A 15,910-nucleotide genomic window follows, 5' to 3' on the forward strand; every position below is an offset into this window, starting at 1 on the left:
CCGGCCCCCTGACGAGATACCCATGAACTACCCGATAGAAGGCCTCAATCATTCCTATCTAGGCAGCAGTGTGTACGCACTGCTGCGCGAGGCGCTGATCACCGGCCGTTTCAAGCCTGATGACAAACTGCGTATCCGCGACTTGGCGCAGCAGTTAGGTACGAGCGTCACGCCGGTTCGCGATGCCATTTTGCAACTCGCCAAGGAGCGGGCGCTGGTGCTTAAAACCCCGAAAGACATCCGCGTGCCCGTGCTTAGCAAAGAGCAATATCTAGAGATTCGAAGTATTCGCCTCGCACTGGAGGGGCTGGCGGCAGAAACAGCCGCCGAGCGCGCGACTGAGGAGGATTTACGCGCGTTGGAGGACAATATCAACGCTAATTTGCAGGCGATAAAGACAGGTGACTTCGTCGAGGCAATCAAACTCAACCAAGCATTCCACTTTGCCCTTGCTGAAATCGCCGCCATGCCTGTGCTGCTGGGTTTTCTTGACAGTTTATGGATGCGGACAGGGCCATTGATTGCCCTTGCTTACCATAACTTCTCCGAGCAGATTGCCATCGAACACCATTGGGAGGTTCTTGCCGCTTTGCACAAACAAGATGGCCTTGCTTCAAGGGCAGCCATATGCACCGATATTTGTGACGGCAATGACTATCTGCTCGCCTTTATTGAGGGCACTGCTTCGAATTAAATCACCTTATTACAGTTGCTTGATAAGACACGGGACCGTCCATGGTTACACCCTTCGAAAGCAGCATGAGATCATGCTCATGCGTACTTAGCTCTTATTCTAAGGGTAGGTTTCACATGTATCGCTTGATGTGTTTTTTTTTCGTAGTCGCGCTGCTGTTACCCGTTTTAGGTCATGCCGAAGTGGTTAGGACTGGCCTTCAGGTTTCTTTGACGCCAGAGCATCGTATTTGGCTAGCTCAACATAAAAAGCTGCGCGTAGGGCTGCTCATGCAAGCCCCTTGGGCCCGTTACGACTCGCGATTACAGAAGCTTTCCGGGGCTAATGTCGAGCTGATCTCTCAGATACTAGCCAGCATCGGGGTTGAGCCGGTATGGCGGCGTTTTTCTAGCTACGCCGCGTTAGATCTTGCGGCAAAGCGTGGCGAGTTAGACCTTGTGCCTGGTATGCAGCAATCGCCCGCGGGCCTTCGGCAATGGCTATTTTCAGACCCCTATATGCGTGTGCCGCATTTGATAGTCGGTGAACGCCAGTCAGGCAATGTGGTGGATATAGATAACCTGGAAACCGCAGAAATATTTTCCGTGCGCTCGCCTAGTGCAGCCAAGACTTACCTGAGCAGTACCTACAGCCAGCTGCAAATCCTCCCTGTGTCATCTGCACGCGCCGCCTTGCAAAAAATAGTACAACGCCAAGCCCGCTATGCCGTGGTTGATGAGGCGCGGCTTAGTCTGCTGTTAGGTGAGTCGCAATTTGCAGGGCTCAGAATTGTCGGTGATCTGGGCCTGCCGCAATTACTGCGCATTGCCAGCCGGCGCGATCAGCCAATGCTGGCAGAGATCATGGAACAAGCGCTGCGCGCCCTGCCGGTTGGCGAAGTTGACCGTCTGCGTGAGCGTTGGTTGCCGTTAAAGTACCCACAAGCCAGTGATTCCCTGTCTTTCTGGCGCGGTTTGGCCCTGCTGTTATTTATTACGCTGCTTGGCGCGGTTGCCGTTGCTGTGAAGTTGCGCCGGCAACGGCGCTCATTGGAAAGTCAATTACTGCATAGTCGGCAGCAATTGAGCCTGCGCGAGGTGGCCGAGCAGGCGTTGCACCTGAGCCAGTTCTCCATCGACCACAGCACGGTAGGCATTCTCTGGGTTAATTGGGACAGCCATGTACGCTACGCCAACCACGCTGCCGAGATGATGCTGGGTTATGCCTCCGGAGCGCTGGTTGAGCGTCCCTTGCGTGAGCTGGAAACCAGTTTGAGCATGGACCGCTGGTTGACTCTGTGGAAACAAGTTCGCAACCGCGAAGAGGGGCCGCTGAGCTTTGAAACCGAGTGCGTGCAGGCCGATGGATGCTTGTTACCCGTCAATATTTCATTGAGTTTTTTGCGTTTTCGCGATGCCGAATATCTGGTGGTGTTCCTCACCGATATAACCGAGCGCCGCCGCACCAACGCCGCCTTGCAGGAAAGCGAAGCGCGCTTTAAAGGCATCGTCGGCAATATCCCAGGGTTGGTGTTTCGTCTGGAACGGCCGGTTATCGATCAGCCGGTCGTCTTTGCGTACATCAGCTCGGTCAGTCAAGCATTAGTGGGGTACCCGGCTGAGGAGCTGCAACGCGTTGATCGTGGCATCCGCAGCTTGGTCCACCCGGATGACCTGGCCAGCTACAACCTTAGTCAGGAAGCCGCCCTAGCCCGTGACAGTGATTGGTTCTGGCAGGGCCGTATTATTAAACGTGACGGCGATCTGCGTTGGGCGGATATTCGCGCCACTGTGCGTCATCTCGACCACCAACGGGTGGTGTGGGATGGCGTGGTTTGGGACATCACCGCCAATAAACACATTGAGCTGGAGTTGGCCGAATCCCGCAGCCAGCTGCGTGAGCTGTCTAAACATTTAGAAAGTGTGCGTGAAGAGGAAAAAACCCGCATTGCCCGAGAAGTGCATGATGAGCTGGGCCAAATGCTCACGGTGCTAAAGCTTGAAACCGCCATGTGCGAGTTGGCTTGCGCAGGTCAGGTGCCCGCGTTGGATGAACACCTGCACAACATAAAACGGCTGATCGCCCAGTTATTCCAGTTGGTGCGCGACGTGGCGACGGCACTGCGCCCACCGATTCTTGATGCCGGCATCGCGTCGGCCATCGAGTGGCAAGTGCGTCGCTTTGAAGCGCGCAGCCACCTTACCTGTTTGGTAGATGTACCCGACAATTTGCCGAAGCTGAGCGACGCGAAAGCCACAGGCTTATTTCGCATTCTTCAAGAAGCGCTGACCAACGTGATGCGCCATGCACAAGCGCACAGTGTGCACGTTACCTTGAGTTTGAAGGGGGGGGAGTTGTGCTTGTGCATCAGTGATGACGGCAAGGGGTTCACAACCAACAGCAACAACCCTGTAAGGTCATTTGGCTTGGTCGGTATGCGCGAGCGCATATTGATGCTGGGCGGCACCCTGAGCATTGACAGCCAACTTGGCGAAGGGACAACCCTGTGCGCACGTGTGGCACTGAGTGAGGAGGAGTTAAGGTGATCCGAGTCATGGTCGCAGAAGACCACACCATTGTTCGCGAGGGCATAAAAACCTTGCTCGGCATGTGCCATGACTTGCACGTGGTGGGGGAGGCGAGTAATGGTGAGCAGTTGCTCGAATGCCTGCGCCGCACCCCTTGCGATGTGGTGCTGCTGGATATTTCCATGCCGGGGATCAATGGACTTGAAGCGATTCCAAGGATTCGTGCCTTGGCTGATGCGCCGGCGATTTTGGTGTTGTCCATGCACGATGAAGCGCAGATGGCGGCACGCGCGCTTAAAGTGGGGGCGGCAGGCTACGCCACCAAAGACAGCGAGCCTGCGCTACTGATTACCGCTATTCGCAAAGTGGCGGCGGGTGGTCGCTATATCGACCCCGCTTTGGCCGACCGTATGGTGTTCGAGGTCGGCCTCACTGATTCACGGCCGCTGCATGCGCAATTATCTGAACGGGAGTTCTCGGTATTTGAGCGACTGGTTCGGGGTGAGGGGGTGAATGAAATTGCCCAGCACCTGGCCGTTAGCAATAAAACCGTAAGCACCCATAAAGCCCGTCTGATGCAAAAGCTCGGCATGGCTTCATTAGCAGACATGGTGCGCTATGCCATTGATAACAAGTTGATGTGAGTACTTAGGCAGCACTCACCACGTTTCTTGTAGGGCAATCCCTACAAGAAATTGTCCTACAGCCTGATAGCCAGCTGTCATCCTGCCCGATTTTTCCAATCTGAAACCGTGCCTACTCTCTGTACTTAACAGCGTGCAGATAAAAACAAAGGTATAGCGATGACTGGGTCTCAGGAAAATGACGTTCTGGTAAGTTTTCGTGGCATTCAGAAGAGCTACGACGGCGAAAACCTGATCGTTAAAGATCTCAATTTGGATATACGCAAGGGCGAGTTCCTCACCTTGCTCGGCCCTTCTGGTTCAGGTAAGACCACCAGCCTGATGATGCTGGCCGGTTTCGAAACGCCCACCGCTGGTGATATCCAACTGGGTGGCCGCTCGCTGACTAAGCTCCCTCCGCACAAGCGTGATATCGGCATGGTGTTCCAGAACTACGCCTTGTTTCCCCACATGACCGTGGCCGAGAACCTGGCCTTTCCCCTTTCAGTACGCGGTATGTCACGCACCGACAGCACCGAGCGGGTGAAAAAAGCCTTGTCGATGGTGCAACTCGATAGCTTCCGTAATCGTTATCCCGGCCAGCTTTCAGGCGGTCAACAACAACGCGTGGCCTTGGCCCGTGCGCTGGTGTTTGAGCCGCAGTTAGTGCTGATGGATGAGCCGCTCGGCGCTCTCGATAAACAACTGCGCGAACACATGCAGATGGAAATTAAACACCTGCATAAGCGCTTGGGAGTCACCGTGGTTTACGTGACTCATGATCAGGGCGAAGCCTTGACCATGTCTGATCGCGTGGCGGTGTTTCATCAAGGCGAAATTCAACAGATCGCCGACCCACGCACGCTGTATGAAGAGCCGAGCAACACCTTCGTCGCCAACTTCATTGGCGAAAACAACCGAATCAATGGCCGCTTGCTCAGCCAAGCCGGCGACCGCTGCATGGTCGAGCTGGCGCGTGGAGAAAAAATTGAAGCGCTGGCTGTCAATGTTGGCCAACCCGGCGAGCCGGTGACGCTGTCGGTGCGCCCAGAGCGTGTTCGCTTGAATGGTTCGAGTGAGTCCTGCCAGAACCGTTTCTCGGGCCGCGTATCCGAATTTATTTACCTCGGCGACCACGTGCGGGTTCGTCTAGAGGTTTGTGGCATGAGCGATTTCTTCGTCAAGCAACCCATTGCCGAACTTGACCCGGCATTGGCTGTAGGCGATGTCGTCCCCCTAGGCTGGGAGGTCGAGCATGTGCGCGCCCTAGACCCGCTGATCGAAACACACTGAGTTCACCTCGCTTCATCAATCCTGCAGTGGAGAAAACAACAATGACCAAAACTCTCTCGCTTACAGCTCTGACATTGGCTGTCGCATTCGCCGCGCCGGCAATGGCGGACGACCTCACGGTAATTGCCTTCGGTGGCGCTAACAAAGATGCGCAAATCAAGGCCTTCTATCAGCCGTGGGAAAAAGCCACGGGAAATAAAATCATTTCCGGGGACTACAACGGTGAAATGGCCAAGGTTAAAGCCATGGTGGACACCAACAGTGTGACCTGGAATCTGGTTGAAGTTGAATCGCCGGAACTCGCGCGCGGCTGCGAAGAAGGCATGTTCGAGGAACTCGACTCGGCCCAGTTTGGCCATGCAGATACGTTTATTACCGGCGCGATTCAGCCTTGCGGCGTTGGCTTCTTCGTCTGGTCGACCGTGCTGGCATACAACGCCGACAAACTCACGACAGCGCCAACCGGTTGGTCGGATTTCTGGGACACCGAAAAATTCCCGGGCAAGCGCGGTTTGCGCAAAGGCGCTAAATACACCCTTGAGTTCGCCCTTATGGCTGATGGCGTAGCCCCCAAGGATGTGTACGGCGTGCTGGCCACTAAAGAGGGCCAGGACCGTGCTTTCGCAAAGCTTGATCAAATCAAACCAAGCATTCAGTGGTGGGAAGCCGGAGCCCAGCCTCCGCAGTTTCTGGCCTCTGGCGACGTTGTGATGAGCTCAGCCTATAACGGGCGAATTGCCGCAGTGAAAAATGAGAGCAACCTGAAAGTGGTGTGGAACGGCGGAATTTATGACTTCGACAGCTGGGCCATTCCTAAAGGCGCGAAAAGCCTTGAAGCAGCTCAGAAGTTCATCGCGTTCACTGTGCAGCCAGAACAGCAAAAAGCCTTCTCAGAAAACATCGCTTACGGCCCGGCCAACAAAGAAGCCATCAACCTGCTCGCGCCGGAGCTGCTGAGTGACATGCCTACCGCCCCCGACAACATTGTCAACCAGGTCGCTATTGATGTGACGTTCTGGGCTGATTACGGCGAGCAACTGGAACAGCGCTTTAACTCCTGGGCGGCCCGTTAACCACTGCTTAGCCCCCTTCATCTAGAAGGGGGCCTTCCCTGATTTGCGGAGTTCGTTATGGCAATTGCAGCGCCTCTCAACGAGAACGCCGGCACCACGCTGAAGCAGCGCCTGGCTCGTGCCGAGCGGTTTAATCGCCTTAAAGCCCAGGCACTAATAGCGCCGCTTCTGATATTTCTGGTGCTGATTTTCCTGGTTCCGATTGCCGCACTGCTCTACAAAAGCGTGAACAACCCAGAGGTGGTCGACACGCTGCCGCTGACCGTGGCAGCGATTGCCGATTGGGACGGCCGCGCGCTGCCTGGCGAGCCCGTCTACAAGGCACTCAGCCTTGACCTTGCGGAGGCGCGCAAGAGCCGCACCATTGGTGACCTATCAAAGCGCATGAACATGGAGCAGGCGGGCTACCGCAGCTTGATGATGAAAAGCGCCAGGGCCTTGCCGTTCAAGACCGAGCCGGCTTCTTATAAAGACGCTCTTGAAGGTCTCGACGAGCGTTGGGGTGACCCCGCGTATTGGCAGGTCATCCGCCGCAATACCAGCAGCATCAGTCCCTATTATTTATTGGCTGCGGTTGATCATCGTATTGATGACTTAGGCGAGTTGGCCGCAGCGTCCCCCGACCAAGCGATTTACCTCGATATTTTCGTCCGCACGTTCTGGATGGGTTTGGTGATTACCGCCATCTGTTTAGTGTTGGCCTACCCACTGGCTTACTTGCTGGCAACCCTGCCAACGCGGCAAAGCAACCTGCTGATGATTTTGGTGCTGCTGCCGTTCTGGACCTCGATCTTGGTGCGTGTTGCCGCCTGGATTGTGCTGTTGCAGTCCTCGGGTTTGATTAATGGCGCCCTGATCAGCCTCGGCATTATTGATGAACCCCTGCAACTGGTGTTCAACCGCGCCGGGGTTTACATCTCCATGGTGCACATCATGCTGCCCTTCATGATTCTGCCGATTTACAGCGTGATGAAAGGTATTTCGCCGACCTATATGCGCGCCGCTATTTCCCTCGGTTGCCATCCATTTACCAGCTTTTGGCGCGTGTACTTCCCGCAAACGGTGGCGGGTGTCAGCGCCGGCTGCTTGTTGGTGTTCATCCTGTCCATTGGCTACTACATCACCCCGGCTCTGCTCGGCAGTCCGAGCGATCAAATGGTCAGCTACTTCGTTGCGTTCTACACCAACGTCAGCATCAACTGGGGTATGGCCACAGCGCTTGGCGGTCTGCTGTTACTCGCGACCTTGGTGCTCTATGTGGTTTACAGCTGGCTGGTGGGCGCTAGCCGCCTGCGTATGAGCTAAGGAGAAAGTCGAGATGCTAAGCCCCTATATGTCGCCTATTGAACGGATCTGGCACTACAGCTTGCGCACCCTGTGCGCCCTGGTACTGCTGTTCCTGATTTTGCCGGTGTTGGTCATCATTCCGTTGTCGTTTAACTCGGGCAGTTTTCTAACCTACCCACTGCAAGGGTTTTCCCTGCAGTGGTACCAAGACTTTTTCGAGTCGGCCAGCTGGATGCGCGCCCTGAAAAACAGCCTGATTATTGCTCCAGCGGCGACCTTCATCGCCATGGTGCTGGGCACGCTCGCGGCCATCGGTTTAACCCGGGGGGAGTTCCGCGGTAAGGCCCTAGTAATGAGCCTGGTGATTTCGCCGATGGTGGTGCCCGTGGTGATTGTCGGTGTGGCCAGTTACCTGTTCCTCGCGCCGTTAGGCATGGGTAACAGCTACATATCACTGATCCTCGTGCATGCGGTACTTGGCGTACCGTTCGTGATCATCACCGTGTCGGCGACGCTGCAGGGCTTCAATTACAACCTCGTTCGCGCAGCGTCTAGCCTAGGGGCCTCGCCGTTTACCGCCTTTCGCAGAGTGACCTTGCCGCTGATCGCCCCTGGCGTTATCTCCGGCGCGCTGTTTGCCTTCGCCACCTCGTTTGATGAAGTCGTGGTGACGCTGTTTCTCGCCGGCCCACAGCAAGTCACCCTACCTCGGCAGATGTTCAGTGGTATCCGCGAGAACCTCAGCCCGACTATCGCGGCCGCCGCAACCATGCTGATCGGGTTTTCCATCCTGTTACTGCTGACCTTGGAATGGCTGCGCGGCCGCAGCGAAAAACTCCGCACCCAACAGCCTGAATGATCTAAACATAGAGCCCAGCCATGCCACTCGAACTACAAGACCCAAGCCTGCTGCGCCAACACGCCTATGTGGATGGCCAGTGGTGCGAAGCCGATAGCAATGCGCGCACCTCAATTTTCAATCCTGCCACCGCTGAGCTGGTGGGCAGCGTGCCGAATATGGGGCGCAGCGAAACCCGCCGTGCCATTGCCGCCGCGCAAGCAGCACAGCCGGCCTGGCGCGCCCTTACGGCCAAAGAGCGCGCCAACTTTTTACGCCGCTGGTACCAACTGGTGATGGAAAACCAAGAAGACTTGGCGCGCATCATGACTGCAGAGCAAGGCAAGCCTCTGACCGAGGCCCGAGGCGAAATTGCCTACGCGGCTTCGTTTATCGAGTGGTTTGCCGAGGAAGCCAAGCGTGCTTATGGCGATGTGATACCGGCCCATGCGGCGGATAAACGCATATTGGTGCAGAAGGAACCCGTGGGCGTTACGGCGGCTATTACGCCCTGGAACTTCCCCAGCGCGATGATCACCCGCAAGGCTGGTCCCGCCTTAGCGGCTGGGTGCGCCATGGTGCTTAAACCTGCGCCGCAGACGCCTTTTTCCGCATTAGCGCTGGTTGTTCTGGCTGAGCGCGCAGGCTTACCGCCCGGTTTGCTTAGTGTGATTACCGCAGATGTAGAGGTCTCCCGAGAAGTCGGTGCCGAGCTGTGCGAAAGCCCGGTGGTACGCAAGCTCTCGTTCACCGGCTCAACCGCTGTGGGCATCAAACTGATGCAGCAATGTGCACCGACCTTGAAGAAGCTCTCCCTAGAGCTGGGTGGCAACGCGCCTTTTATCGTGTTTGATGACGCTGATCTAGACGCTGCCGTCGAAGGCGCGATGATCTCCAAATACCGCAACAACGGTCAGACCTGCGTCTGCGCTAACCGCATTTACGTGCAGGACGGCGTTTACGAGGCCTTTGCGCAGAAGTTCAATGCTGCTGTTGCCACCCTCAAAGTCGGCAATGGCACTGATGATGGCGTCACCACAGGCCCGCTGATCGACAGCAACGCCGTGACCAAGGTCCAACGCCACCTTGAAGATGCCCTCAGCAAAGGCGCACGTCTACTCGCGGGCGGTAAGCCACACGCCCTGGGCGGTACTTTTTTCCAGCCGACCATACTCGTCGATGTGCCCACCACGGCGGCAGTGGCCAAGGAAGAAACCTTCGGCCCCCTGGCGCCGCTGTTTCGCTTTCAGCAGGAAGCCGACGTGATTGCCATGGCCAACGACACCGAGTTTGGTCTGGCGGGTTACTTCTACTCGCGCGACCTAAGCCGGGTGTTCCGCGTAGCGGAGGCGCTGGAGTACGGCATTGTAGGTGTCAATACCGGGGTTATCTCAACCGAGGTTGCACCGTTTGGCGGCATGAAGGCCTCCGGTCTTGGCCGTGAAGGCTCTAAGTACGGTTTGGATGAATACCTAGAAATTAAATACCTGTGTCTGGGCATTTAAGCCCACGTATTGCGCAGTAGCGACCGCTAATAACATGCATAAACCGTCGATAGACGCCCATGAGGAGCCGCATGAAAAACACTAATGAATCGTTGATGAAGCGCCGCGACGCTGCTGTACCGCGTGGCGTCGGCCAGATTCACCCGATTTTTGCTGACACGGCCAAAAACGTCACAGTGATCGATGTAGAAGGTCGTGAATTTATCGATTTCGCTGGCGGCATCGCCGTCCTTAACACCGGCCATCTGCACCCCAAAGTAATCGCGGCCGTGCAGGCCCAGTTGAGCAAGCTTACTCATACGTGCTTTCAGGTACTGGCGTATGAGCCCTACGTTGAGCTATGCGAAAAGATCAACGCCAAGGTTCCGGGCGACTTCACCAAGAAGACCTTGCTAGTTACCACTGGCTCCGAAGCGGTAGAGAACGCAGTGAAAATTGCCCGTGCCGCCACCGGTCGCACTGGTGTGATTGCGTTTACCGGCGCCTACCATGGTCGCACCATGATGACCCTTGGTCTGACCGGTAAGGTTGTGCCGTACTCCGCCGGTATGGGTTTGATGCCCGGCGGTATCTTCCGCGCCCAGTACCCATGCGCGCTGCACGGCGTGAGCACGGATGATGCGATTGCCAGCATCGAGCGGATCTTCAAGAACGACGCCGAGCCGAAAGACATCGCCGCAATCATCATCGAGCCAGTGCAGGGCGAGGGCGGTTTCTATGTCGCGCCGAAAGACTTTATGCAGCGACTGCGTGCCCTGTGTGACCAGCACGGAATTCTGCTGATTGCTGACGAAGTGCAAACGGGTGCCGGCCGCACAGGCACCTTCTTCGCCATGGAGCAAATGGGCGTTAGCGCCGACCTGACTACCTTCGCTAAATCCATTGCCGGCGGCTTCCCAATCGCCGGTGTATGCGGCAAGGCGCAGTACATGGATTCGATTGCACCAGGCGGCTTGGGTGGTACATATGCAGGTAACCCTATTTCGTGCGTTGCCGCGCTGGCCGTAATGGAGGTTTTTGAAGAAGAAAACCTACTAGAACGCTGCAACGTAGTCGGGGAACGCTTGGTCAGCGGGCTCAAAGCCATCCAGGCCAAACACAAGGTTATCGGCGAAGTACGCGCTCTGGGTGCAATGATTGCCGTTGAACTGTTTGAAGGGGGCGACCCACACAAACCGGCTGCTGCGTTGGTCGGCCAAGTGGTAGCCAAAGCCCGCGACAAAGGACTGATCCTGCTGTCATGCGGAACCTATGGCAACGTACTGCGCGTACTGGTCCCACTTACGGCAGAAGATGCATTACTGGACAAAGGCATGAGCATTATCGCCGAGTGTTTCGATGAGCTAGCCTGAAGTCCATAGGTATGAGCCCATCAAGGGGAAAGTGGGGCCTGCAAACAAATAAAAAACCGCTCATAACGAGCGGTTTTTTTAGTTGTTTCTCCAGGGAAACTCTCGGTTCCTCACCAGTGTGGCCGACATCTACGGTCAGGCCAAAGTCGCGAAGTTGATCGATGGTCAGTATCAACAAGAACTTACTCCCAAAGAACAATTGCGCTAGATCCTTATGCGATTGATGCTTGACCATTCCCTGTCCACCAATGGCTTTGTCGGCTATGTCCCATTGTCTCGCTAGCCAGAGTATGGAACCAGTGTGTCGAAGGCTAGAAAACGGCTTGTCTATCCGCTTGCGCACTCAGCCTTGGTTAAATCGAGCCGGGCTGTGTCTGAGGGTGAATGCCGGGAGTCATGACGAGCCGCTGGCTTACCCGGGGTTGGCCCATTTTCTTGAGCATTTGCTGTTTCTTGGCAGCGTCGGATTTACAGGTGAGCAGCGTCTGATGCCTTTTGTCCAGCGCTGCGCTGGCCAGGTGAATGCGACAACGCAGGCGCGTTATACCGAGTATTTTTGCGAGGTACCTGTCCAGTACCTGGACGGTGCATTGGCGCGGCTGGTGGATATGGTTTCTAGGCCATTACTGGGCGAGATCGAGCAGGCTCGTGAGCGCGAAGTGGTGCATGCCGAATTTATTGCACGTAGCCAGGATGCTACAACCCTCATAAGCACAGCACTTGGGCAGGCGCTGGCCGAAGGGCATCGGTGCGGTGTTTTTCAGGCAGGTAATCGTGAAACCCTGCCGGTGGAAGATGCGGATTTTCAGGCAGCACTGCGTTCGTTTCACGCTACTTACTACAGTGCAGGCCACTGTCAGCTGAGTATCGTTGCCCCCCTGCGAGTTGATGAACTCTATGCTTTGGCTCAGCGTTATGGGCAGTGCATGGATGAAGGTGGCACGGCGGGGGGCGAGTTGCCTGTGCCCATGTTGCCATTACGCGCCGACCATTTTCGGCTCAACCTGCCTGGTGAGCCGCTTAGCCTTCATCTTGGGTTTGCACTGGAGTTACCTAGCGGATCCGTTGATTCAGCTCTGGCTGTGCTGCAATCCAAGTTTACCGATGAGAGTTCAGGAGGGTTGAGCGCGGAAGGGCGTGAGCGTGGCTTGGCGGAGTCGTTGGGTGCTCAGGTGCTTTATTGCCATGCAGGTCAGGCTTTGCTGCTAATCAGTTTTCGTGGTGTGGCGTCACCACCGGACACCTTGGCTCTGCTGCTGGATTGGTTGGCTTTCGTTAGCGCTAACGTCAACTTTTCCGCCTGGCTCGACAGCTATCAACAGATTGAACAGAAACGTCGATATGGCATGGCTCCACTGGAACTGGCTCGTGCATGGCAGGAATTTTCATGTTGTGAGGGTAAAACCTTAAGCGCGTTGTTGCAGCAGTTACAGGACCCGCTGCGTCGTTGTGTACTAATTGCCGATAACCGCGCGCTACCCGAGTGTGGCGGTGCAGGCTTTCCTCTGCGTATGTGCTGTACGCCGGCATTGTTGTTGCCAGAACTGCGTGGTCGCTGGAAATTACCTGAGCCTAATCCGTTTTTGTCCGCCAATGAGTCGATCTTCATAGCACTTGGCGTTCCTGCCTCAATGGCTTGGTTGCCAGCACCCAAGATACTGGGTTCTGGCCCATTAGCTGTTTGGCAAGCACGCTTGTGTTTTGCCGAGCCACTGGGCTCGGCATTCCTGCTTAATCTGGCGGAGATCAGTACTCGGGCGCTACGTCAGCACCTGACTGACGTTGGTATCAGTTTGGTATTAGAGGCTGAACCCTCCAGTTTGAGCTTGCGGCTCAAGGGGCAGGCGAGTCTTGTTCCGCGCGCTTTAGCACTGCTTATGCCCGCGCTGCTGCAGCCTGAGGCTGCATGTTTTTTCGCCGCCGTGACGAGGGGGGCGGCAGATCGGCAGAGCATGCCGATCCGGCAGTTGCTGGCAGCCAGCGCCGAGCTTCTGAATGAGTCGTCTGCCGACGCGCAAAGCATCGATTCAAGGGTGCTGCAGTTGCGCCATCGTCAGGTGCGTATCGACGCCCTTGGCGTGGGCCTGGATCAAGGTGCGCAGCGGCAGATTACTGCAATGTTTACACAGGTGGTTCCCCTGCAGCCGTCAGCACGCACAGCTACTGTTACGGCTGGGCAGCACTGGCGGAGATTAGATGCTGAGGGCGAATCAGCGTTGTTGCTATTTTGCCCTCAGCCGGATCAGGCAGCTGCTACCGAGGCCTGTTGGCGCCTGCTTGGCCAGCTGCATCAAGGCGCGTTCTACCAACGTCTGCGCAGTGAGCTGCAATTGGGTTATGCGGTTTTCTGCAGGTATGAGCAAATTCAGGGGCGACGTGGGCTACTGTTTGGCGTGCAATCCCCATGCTGCAGCGCCGAGATAATTCTTGAGCACATTCAGGCGTTTTTGCAGGCTCGGGGTGACTACATGGTTGGACTGGATGCAGCGGGGCTGGCTTGCGCGGTCGAAGCCTTACGTTGCCAGTGGCAGGTGCAGGCGTGCAGCCCTGACGGGTTGGCCGAACTGGCCTGGCAAGCACACCTAGCCGGTTTGACCAGTGAACATAGCCAGTCCGTGCAGCAGGCGCTGCAGAAAGTAAGCCTGGATGCACTGCAGCAGGCCCAGCAGGCCCTGAACCAGGCCGATGGTGGCTGGTATGTGTTGAGTAACGACGAGCAGCTTCCCGCCTGACGCATGCCTGGCTGCGTCAAACCCTGATACCTGAACTCTTACGCCCCGCGTTGGCAGGATTTCGCCTGTAGGTGGATTAGTACCTCTACGACCTTGGGTGGGCATCCTTGAGTTCAGGCACCAGAGGGCAGGTAGTAGTACACCATTAAGGTGCAGCAAGATGACCGCTCCAAAGCAGCAGTCAACCAGCACTATGGCAGCCTATGGCGGTTGCCAGAGCTTTTCAATAATCACCTCCGACCTTGACTGACCATTGCCGGTCGTCCCATCCAGCGGAGAGTGTTATGAACAACAACAAGATCGCCAGCACCCGATTTATGCCCCTGACCTTGGCTGCCACCATCGCAATGCTAAGCGCTCAGCACGCGGCCGCCGAGATCGTCCTGTATGACAAGGACGACACCACCTTTTCAACCGACGGTTATATCAATGCCTTTTATGTGAGCAGTGATGTTGATCGCGAAGGTGAGAAATTCGACCGCCGTCAATCGCGGGTGAAAATGGGTTTTTTGCCGAACTGGATTGGCTTCAACTTCGGTAAGCAGATTGATGGCCTGCAACTTGGCGGACGTTCGTCGTTCTGGGTCACCATCAACGACAGTGAAACCAACGGCACCGATACCGCCATCGATGTGCGTCAGTTCTACGGCACCGTGGCCTCGCCAGAGTGGGGTGAAGTACTGGTCGGTAAAGACTTTGGTCTGTTCTCACGCTCGAACATTTTTCTTGATGAGTTACTGGCCGGCTACGGCAACGTCAGCGATACCCTGGGCCTAGTCGATGGCACGGGCGTATCGTTCGGCAATATTGGCACCGGCTATCCGTACCCGTTCCCGACCTCGCAGATCACTTACCGCAACAACAACCTGGCAGAAGGCTTGCGCGTTGCCGTGGGTATCATGGACCCAGTAGACACCAACGATGACAGCGCCGTGGGCAAGTCCTATCAGGATGAGCCGCGCTTTGAGTCGGAGGTCAGCTACCAGTTTGACCTAGGCGGGGCGACCATCTACTCCTGGCTCAACGGCGCTTACCAAACCTCGGAAAACACCGATAGCACAGTTGATAGCGTGACGTCACAAGGCTTGGGCTATGGCGTACAGGCGAAGATGGCTGGCTTTTCAGTGACCGCTTCAGGCTTCCAGGCTGAGGGTATCAACCCATTCTTTACCAACAACCTGGGTGAGCCCACGCTGCGTGAAATCGATAGCGACGGCTATTTACTGCAAGGCTCCTACACCTTTGGCAAAAACCGTGTCGCACTGTCTTACGGCAAGACCGAGGATGAAGGCAACGGTTTGGGAACTGCCGCCGATTACGAGACCCGCGGTGTCGCCTACTTCCGCACCATTAACGACAACCTCAAGCTGGTTGCCGAATACAACCAGTACGAGATTGATGCGGCTCAGGGCAGCGGCCTGGGCGAAGACACCGACACCTTCGCGGTGGGTGCGGTTCTCAGCTGGTAAGCAGGCTGTCAGGGCCGGGCAGAAGTTGCCCGGCTTTTACTTGGAGGTTGCCATGCACCTGGATGTACTGCTGATCCTGCTGCCCTTCAGTGGCGTATTGCTGGCGCTGCCCATTGTGTTAATGCGCTGTCTGTAACCCTCAAATAAGTCTTCCAAGAAAGACCATGTACGCGGTTTATGGCGTGTTTACGCCCCGCAGTACCTGCTGAATCTGACGCTGGCGACCATCCCGGTATTTGCCTTGTCGATTTTCTGTATTCCACTGGTTTGGCCCGTTTGACGGGCTGGAAGACTCCTGCGCATACCGATCTGGCGGTGTACTTCGGCCGCTGCCTGAGTGCCTTTATTCTGACTCCCGAAACCATGGTGCTCCGCGCGGCGCTTAGCGGTGAGTCCATTCACGTTGACGTCGAGATGCTGGCAGCAGTCGCCGTGATGATGGTCATCGTCCACATCTATAGTGCATTGCGGCGGATTCAGCCGCTCAGTGAAAACCGGAAATAGGCTTCTATAGCGGCATGCTGGTGCTGACACTGC

Annotated in this window: 12 protein-coding genes; all 12 read left to right on the forward strand. The window is 56.2% G+C overall.

Going from position 1 to position 15,910, the window contains the following annotated elements:
- Positions 1 to 22 precede the first annotated feature (22 nt).
- Positions 23 to 694 carry a GntR family transcriptional regulator gene (locus Q0V31_RS13675; protein WP_298188326.1) on the forward strand — a complete coding sequence of 224 codons (672 nt, stop codon included), beginning with the start codon at positions 23 to 25 and terminating at the stop codon, positions 692 to 694.
- A gap of 128 nt (positions 695 to 822) precedes the next feature.
- Positions 823 to 3,219, forward strand: a complete 2,397-nt coding sequence (locus tag Q0V31_RS13680) for a PAS domain S-box protein (RefSeq protein WP_298188327.1) — start codon at positions 823 to 825, stop codon at positions 3,217 to 3,219.
- Between the two features lie 8 nt (positions 3,220 to 3,227).
- The gene (locus tag Q0V31_RS13685) at positions 3,228 to 3,845 is read left to right on the forward strand and encodes a response regulator transcription factor (protein WP_298188328.1); all 618 of its coding nucleotides are present in this window, start codon (positions 3,228 to 3,230) and stop codon (positions 3,843 to 3,845) included.
- 159 nt (positions 3,846 to 4,004) lie between these two features.
- Positions 4,005 to 5,117 carry an ABC transporter ATP-binding protein gene (locus Q0V31_RS13690; protein ID WP_298188330.1) on the forward strand — a complete coding sequence of 371 codons (1,113 nt, stop codon included), beginning with the start codon at positions 4,005 to 4,007 and terminating at the stop codon, positions 5,115 to 5,117.
- A gap of 41 nt (positions 5,118 to 5,158) precedes the next feature.
- The gene (locus Q0V31_RS13695; RefSeq protein ID WP_298188331.1) at positions 5,159 to 6,190 is read left to right on the forward strand and encodes an ABC transporter substrate-binding protein; all 1,032 of its coding nucleotides are present in this window, start codon (positions 5,159 to 5,161) and stop codon (positions 6,188 to 6,190) included.
- A 57-nt stretch (positions 6,191 to 6,247) separates the two neighbouring features.
- Positions 6,248 to 7,495 (forward strand): ABC transporter permease, encoded by a 1,248-nt coding sequence (locus tag Q0V31_RS13700; RefSeq protein ID WP_298188333.1) that lies wholly within the window; start codon positions 6,248 to 6,250, stop codon positions 7,493 to 7,495.
- 13 nt (positions 7,496 to 7,508) lie between these two features.
- Complete coding sequence (locus tag Q0V31_RS13705) at positions 7,509 to 8,336, forward strand: ABC transporter permease (RefSeq protein WP_298188335.1); 828 nt, start codon at positions 7,509 to 7,511, stop codon at positions 8,334 to 8,336.
- 20 nt (positions 8,337 to 8,356) lie between these two features.
- Positions 8,357 to 9,820 (forward strand): NADP-dependent succinate-semialdehyde dehydrogenase, encoded by a 1,464-nt coding sequence (gabD, locus tag Q0V31_RS13710; protein WP_298188337.1) that lies wholly within the window; start codon positions 8,357 to 8,359, stop codon positions 9,818 to 9,820.
- A gap of 71 nt (positions 9,821 to 9,891) precedes the next feature.
- Positions 9,892 to 11,172 carry a 4-aminobutyrate--2-oxoglutarate transaminase gene (gabT, locus tag Q0V31_RS13715; RefSeq protein WP_298188338.1) on the forward strand — a complete coding sequence of 427 codons (1,281 nt, stop codon included), beginning with the start codon at positions 9,892 to 9,894 and terminating at the stop codon, positions 11,170 to 11,172.
- 290 nt (positions 11,173 to 11,462) lie between these two features.
- Positions 11,463 to 13,904, forward strand: a complete 2,442-nt coding sequence (gene pqqF / locus Q0V31_RS13720; RefSeq protein ID WP_298191073.1) for a pyrroloquinoline quinone biosynthesis protein PqqF — start codon at positions 11,463 to 11,465, stop codon at positions 13,902 to 13,904.
- Between the two features lie 284 nt (positions 13,905 to 14,188).
- The gene (locus Q0V31_RS13725; protein ID WP_298188339.1) at positions 14,189 to 15,373 is read left to right on the forward strand and encodes a porin; all 1,185 of its coding nucleotides are present in this window, start codon (positions 14,189 to 14,191) and stop codon (positions 15,371 to 15,373) included.
- 177 nt (positions 15,374 to 15,550) lie between these two features.
- Entirely contained in the window at positions 15,551 to 15,877 is a 327-nt protein-coding gene (locus tag Q0V31_RS13730) for a hypothetical protein (protein WP_298188340.1), read from the forward strand.
- Positions 15,878 to 15,910 lie beyond the last annotated feature (33 nt).

This window comes from uncultured Pseudomonas sp. (assembly GCF_943846705.1).
GTDB lineage: Bacteria > Pseudomonadota > Gammaproteobacteria > Pseudomonadales > Pseudomonadaceae > Aquipseudomonas.

Bases quoted from the DNA above. Each gene is read 5' to 3' on its own strand.
- Q0V31_RS13675 (WP_298188326.1), top strand. From the start codon at position 23: ATGAACTACCCGATAGAAGGCCTCAATCATTCCTATCTAGGCAGCAGT.
- Q0V31_RS13680 (WP_298188327.1), top strand. From the start codon at position 823: ATGTGTTTTTTTTTCGTAGTCGCGCTGCTGTTACCCGTTTTAGGTCAT.
- Q0V31_RS13685 (WP_298188328.1), top strand. From the start codon at position 3,228: ATGGTCGCAGAAGACCACACCATTGTTCGCGAGGGCATAAAAACCTTG.
- Q0V31_RS13690 (WP_298188330.1), top strand. From the start codon at position 4,005: ATGACTGGGTCTCAGGAAAATGACGTTCTGGTAAGTTTTCGTGGCATT.
- Q0V31_RS13695 (WP_298188331.1), top strand. From the start codon at position 5,159: ATGACCAAAACTCTCTCGCTTACAGCTCTGACATTGGCTGTCGCATTC.
- Q0V31_RS13700 (WP_298188333.1), top strand. From the start codon at position 6,248: ATGGCAATTGCAGCGCCTCTCAACGAGAACGCCGGCACCACGCTGAAG.
- Q0V31_RS13705 (WP_298188335.1), top strand. From the start codon at position 7,509: ATGCTAAGCCCCTATATGTCGCCTATTGAACGGATCTGGCACTACAGC.
- gabD (WP_298188337.1), top strand. From the start codon at position 8,357: ATGCCACTCGAACTACAAGACCCAAGCCTGCTGCGCCAACACGCCTAT.
- gabT (WP_298188338.1), top strand. From the start codon at position 9,892: ATGAAAAACACTAATGAATCGTTGATGAAGCGCCGCGACGCTGCTGTA.
- pqqF (WP_298191073.1), top strand. From the start codon at position 11,463: ATGGAACCAGTGTGTCGAAGGCTAGAAAACGGCTTGTCTATCCGCTTG.
- Q0V31_RS13725 (WP_298188339.1), top strand. From the start codon at position 14,189: ATGAACAACAACAAGATCGCCAGCACCCGATTTATGCCCCTGACCTTG.
- Q0V31_RS13730 (WP_298188340.1), top strand. From the start codon at position 15,551: ATGGCGTGTTTACGCCCCGCAGTACCTGCTGAATCTGACGCTGGCGAC.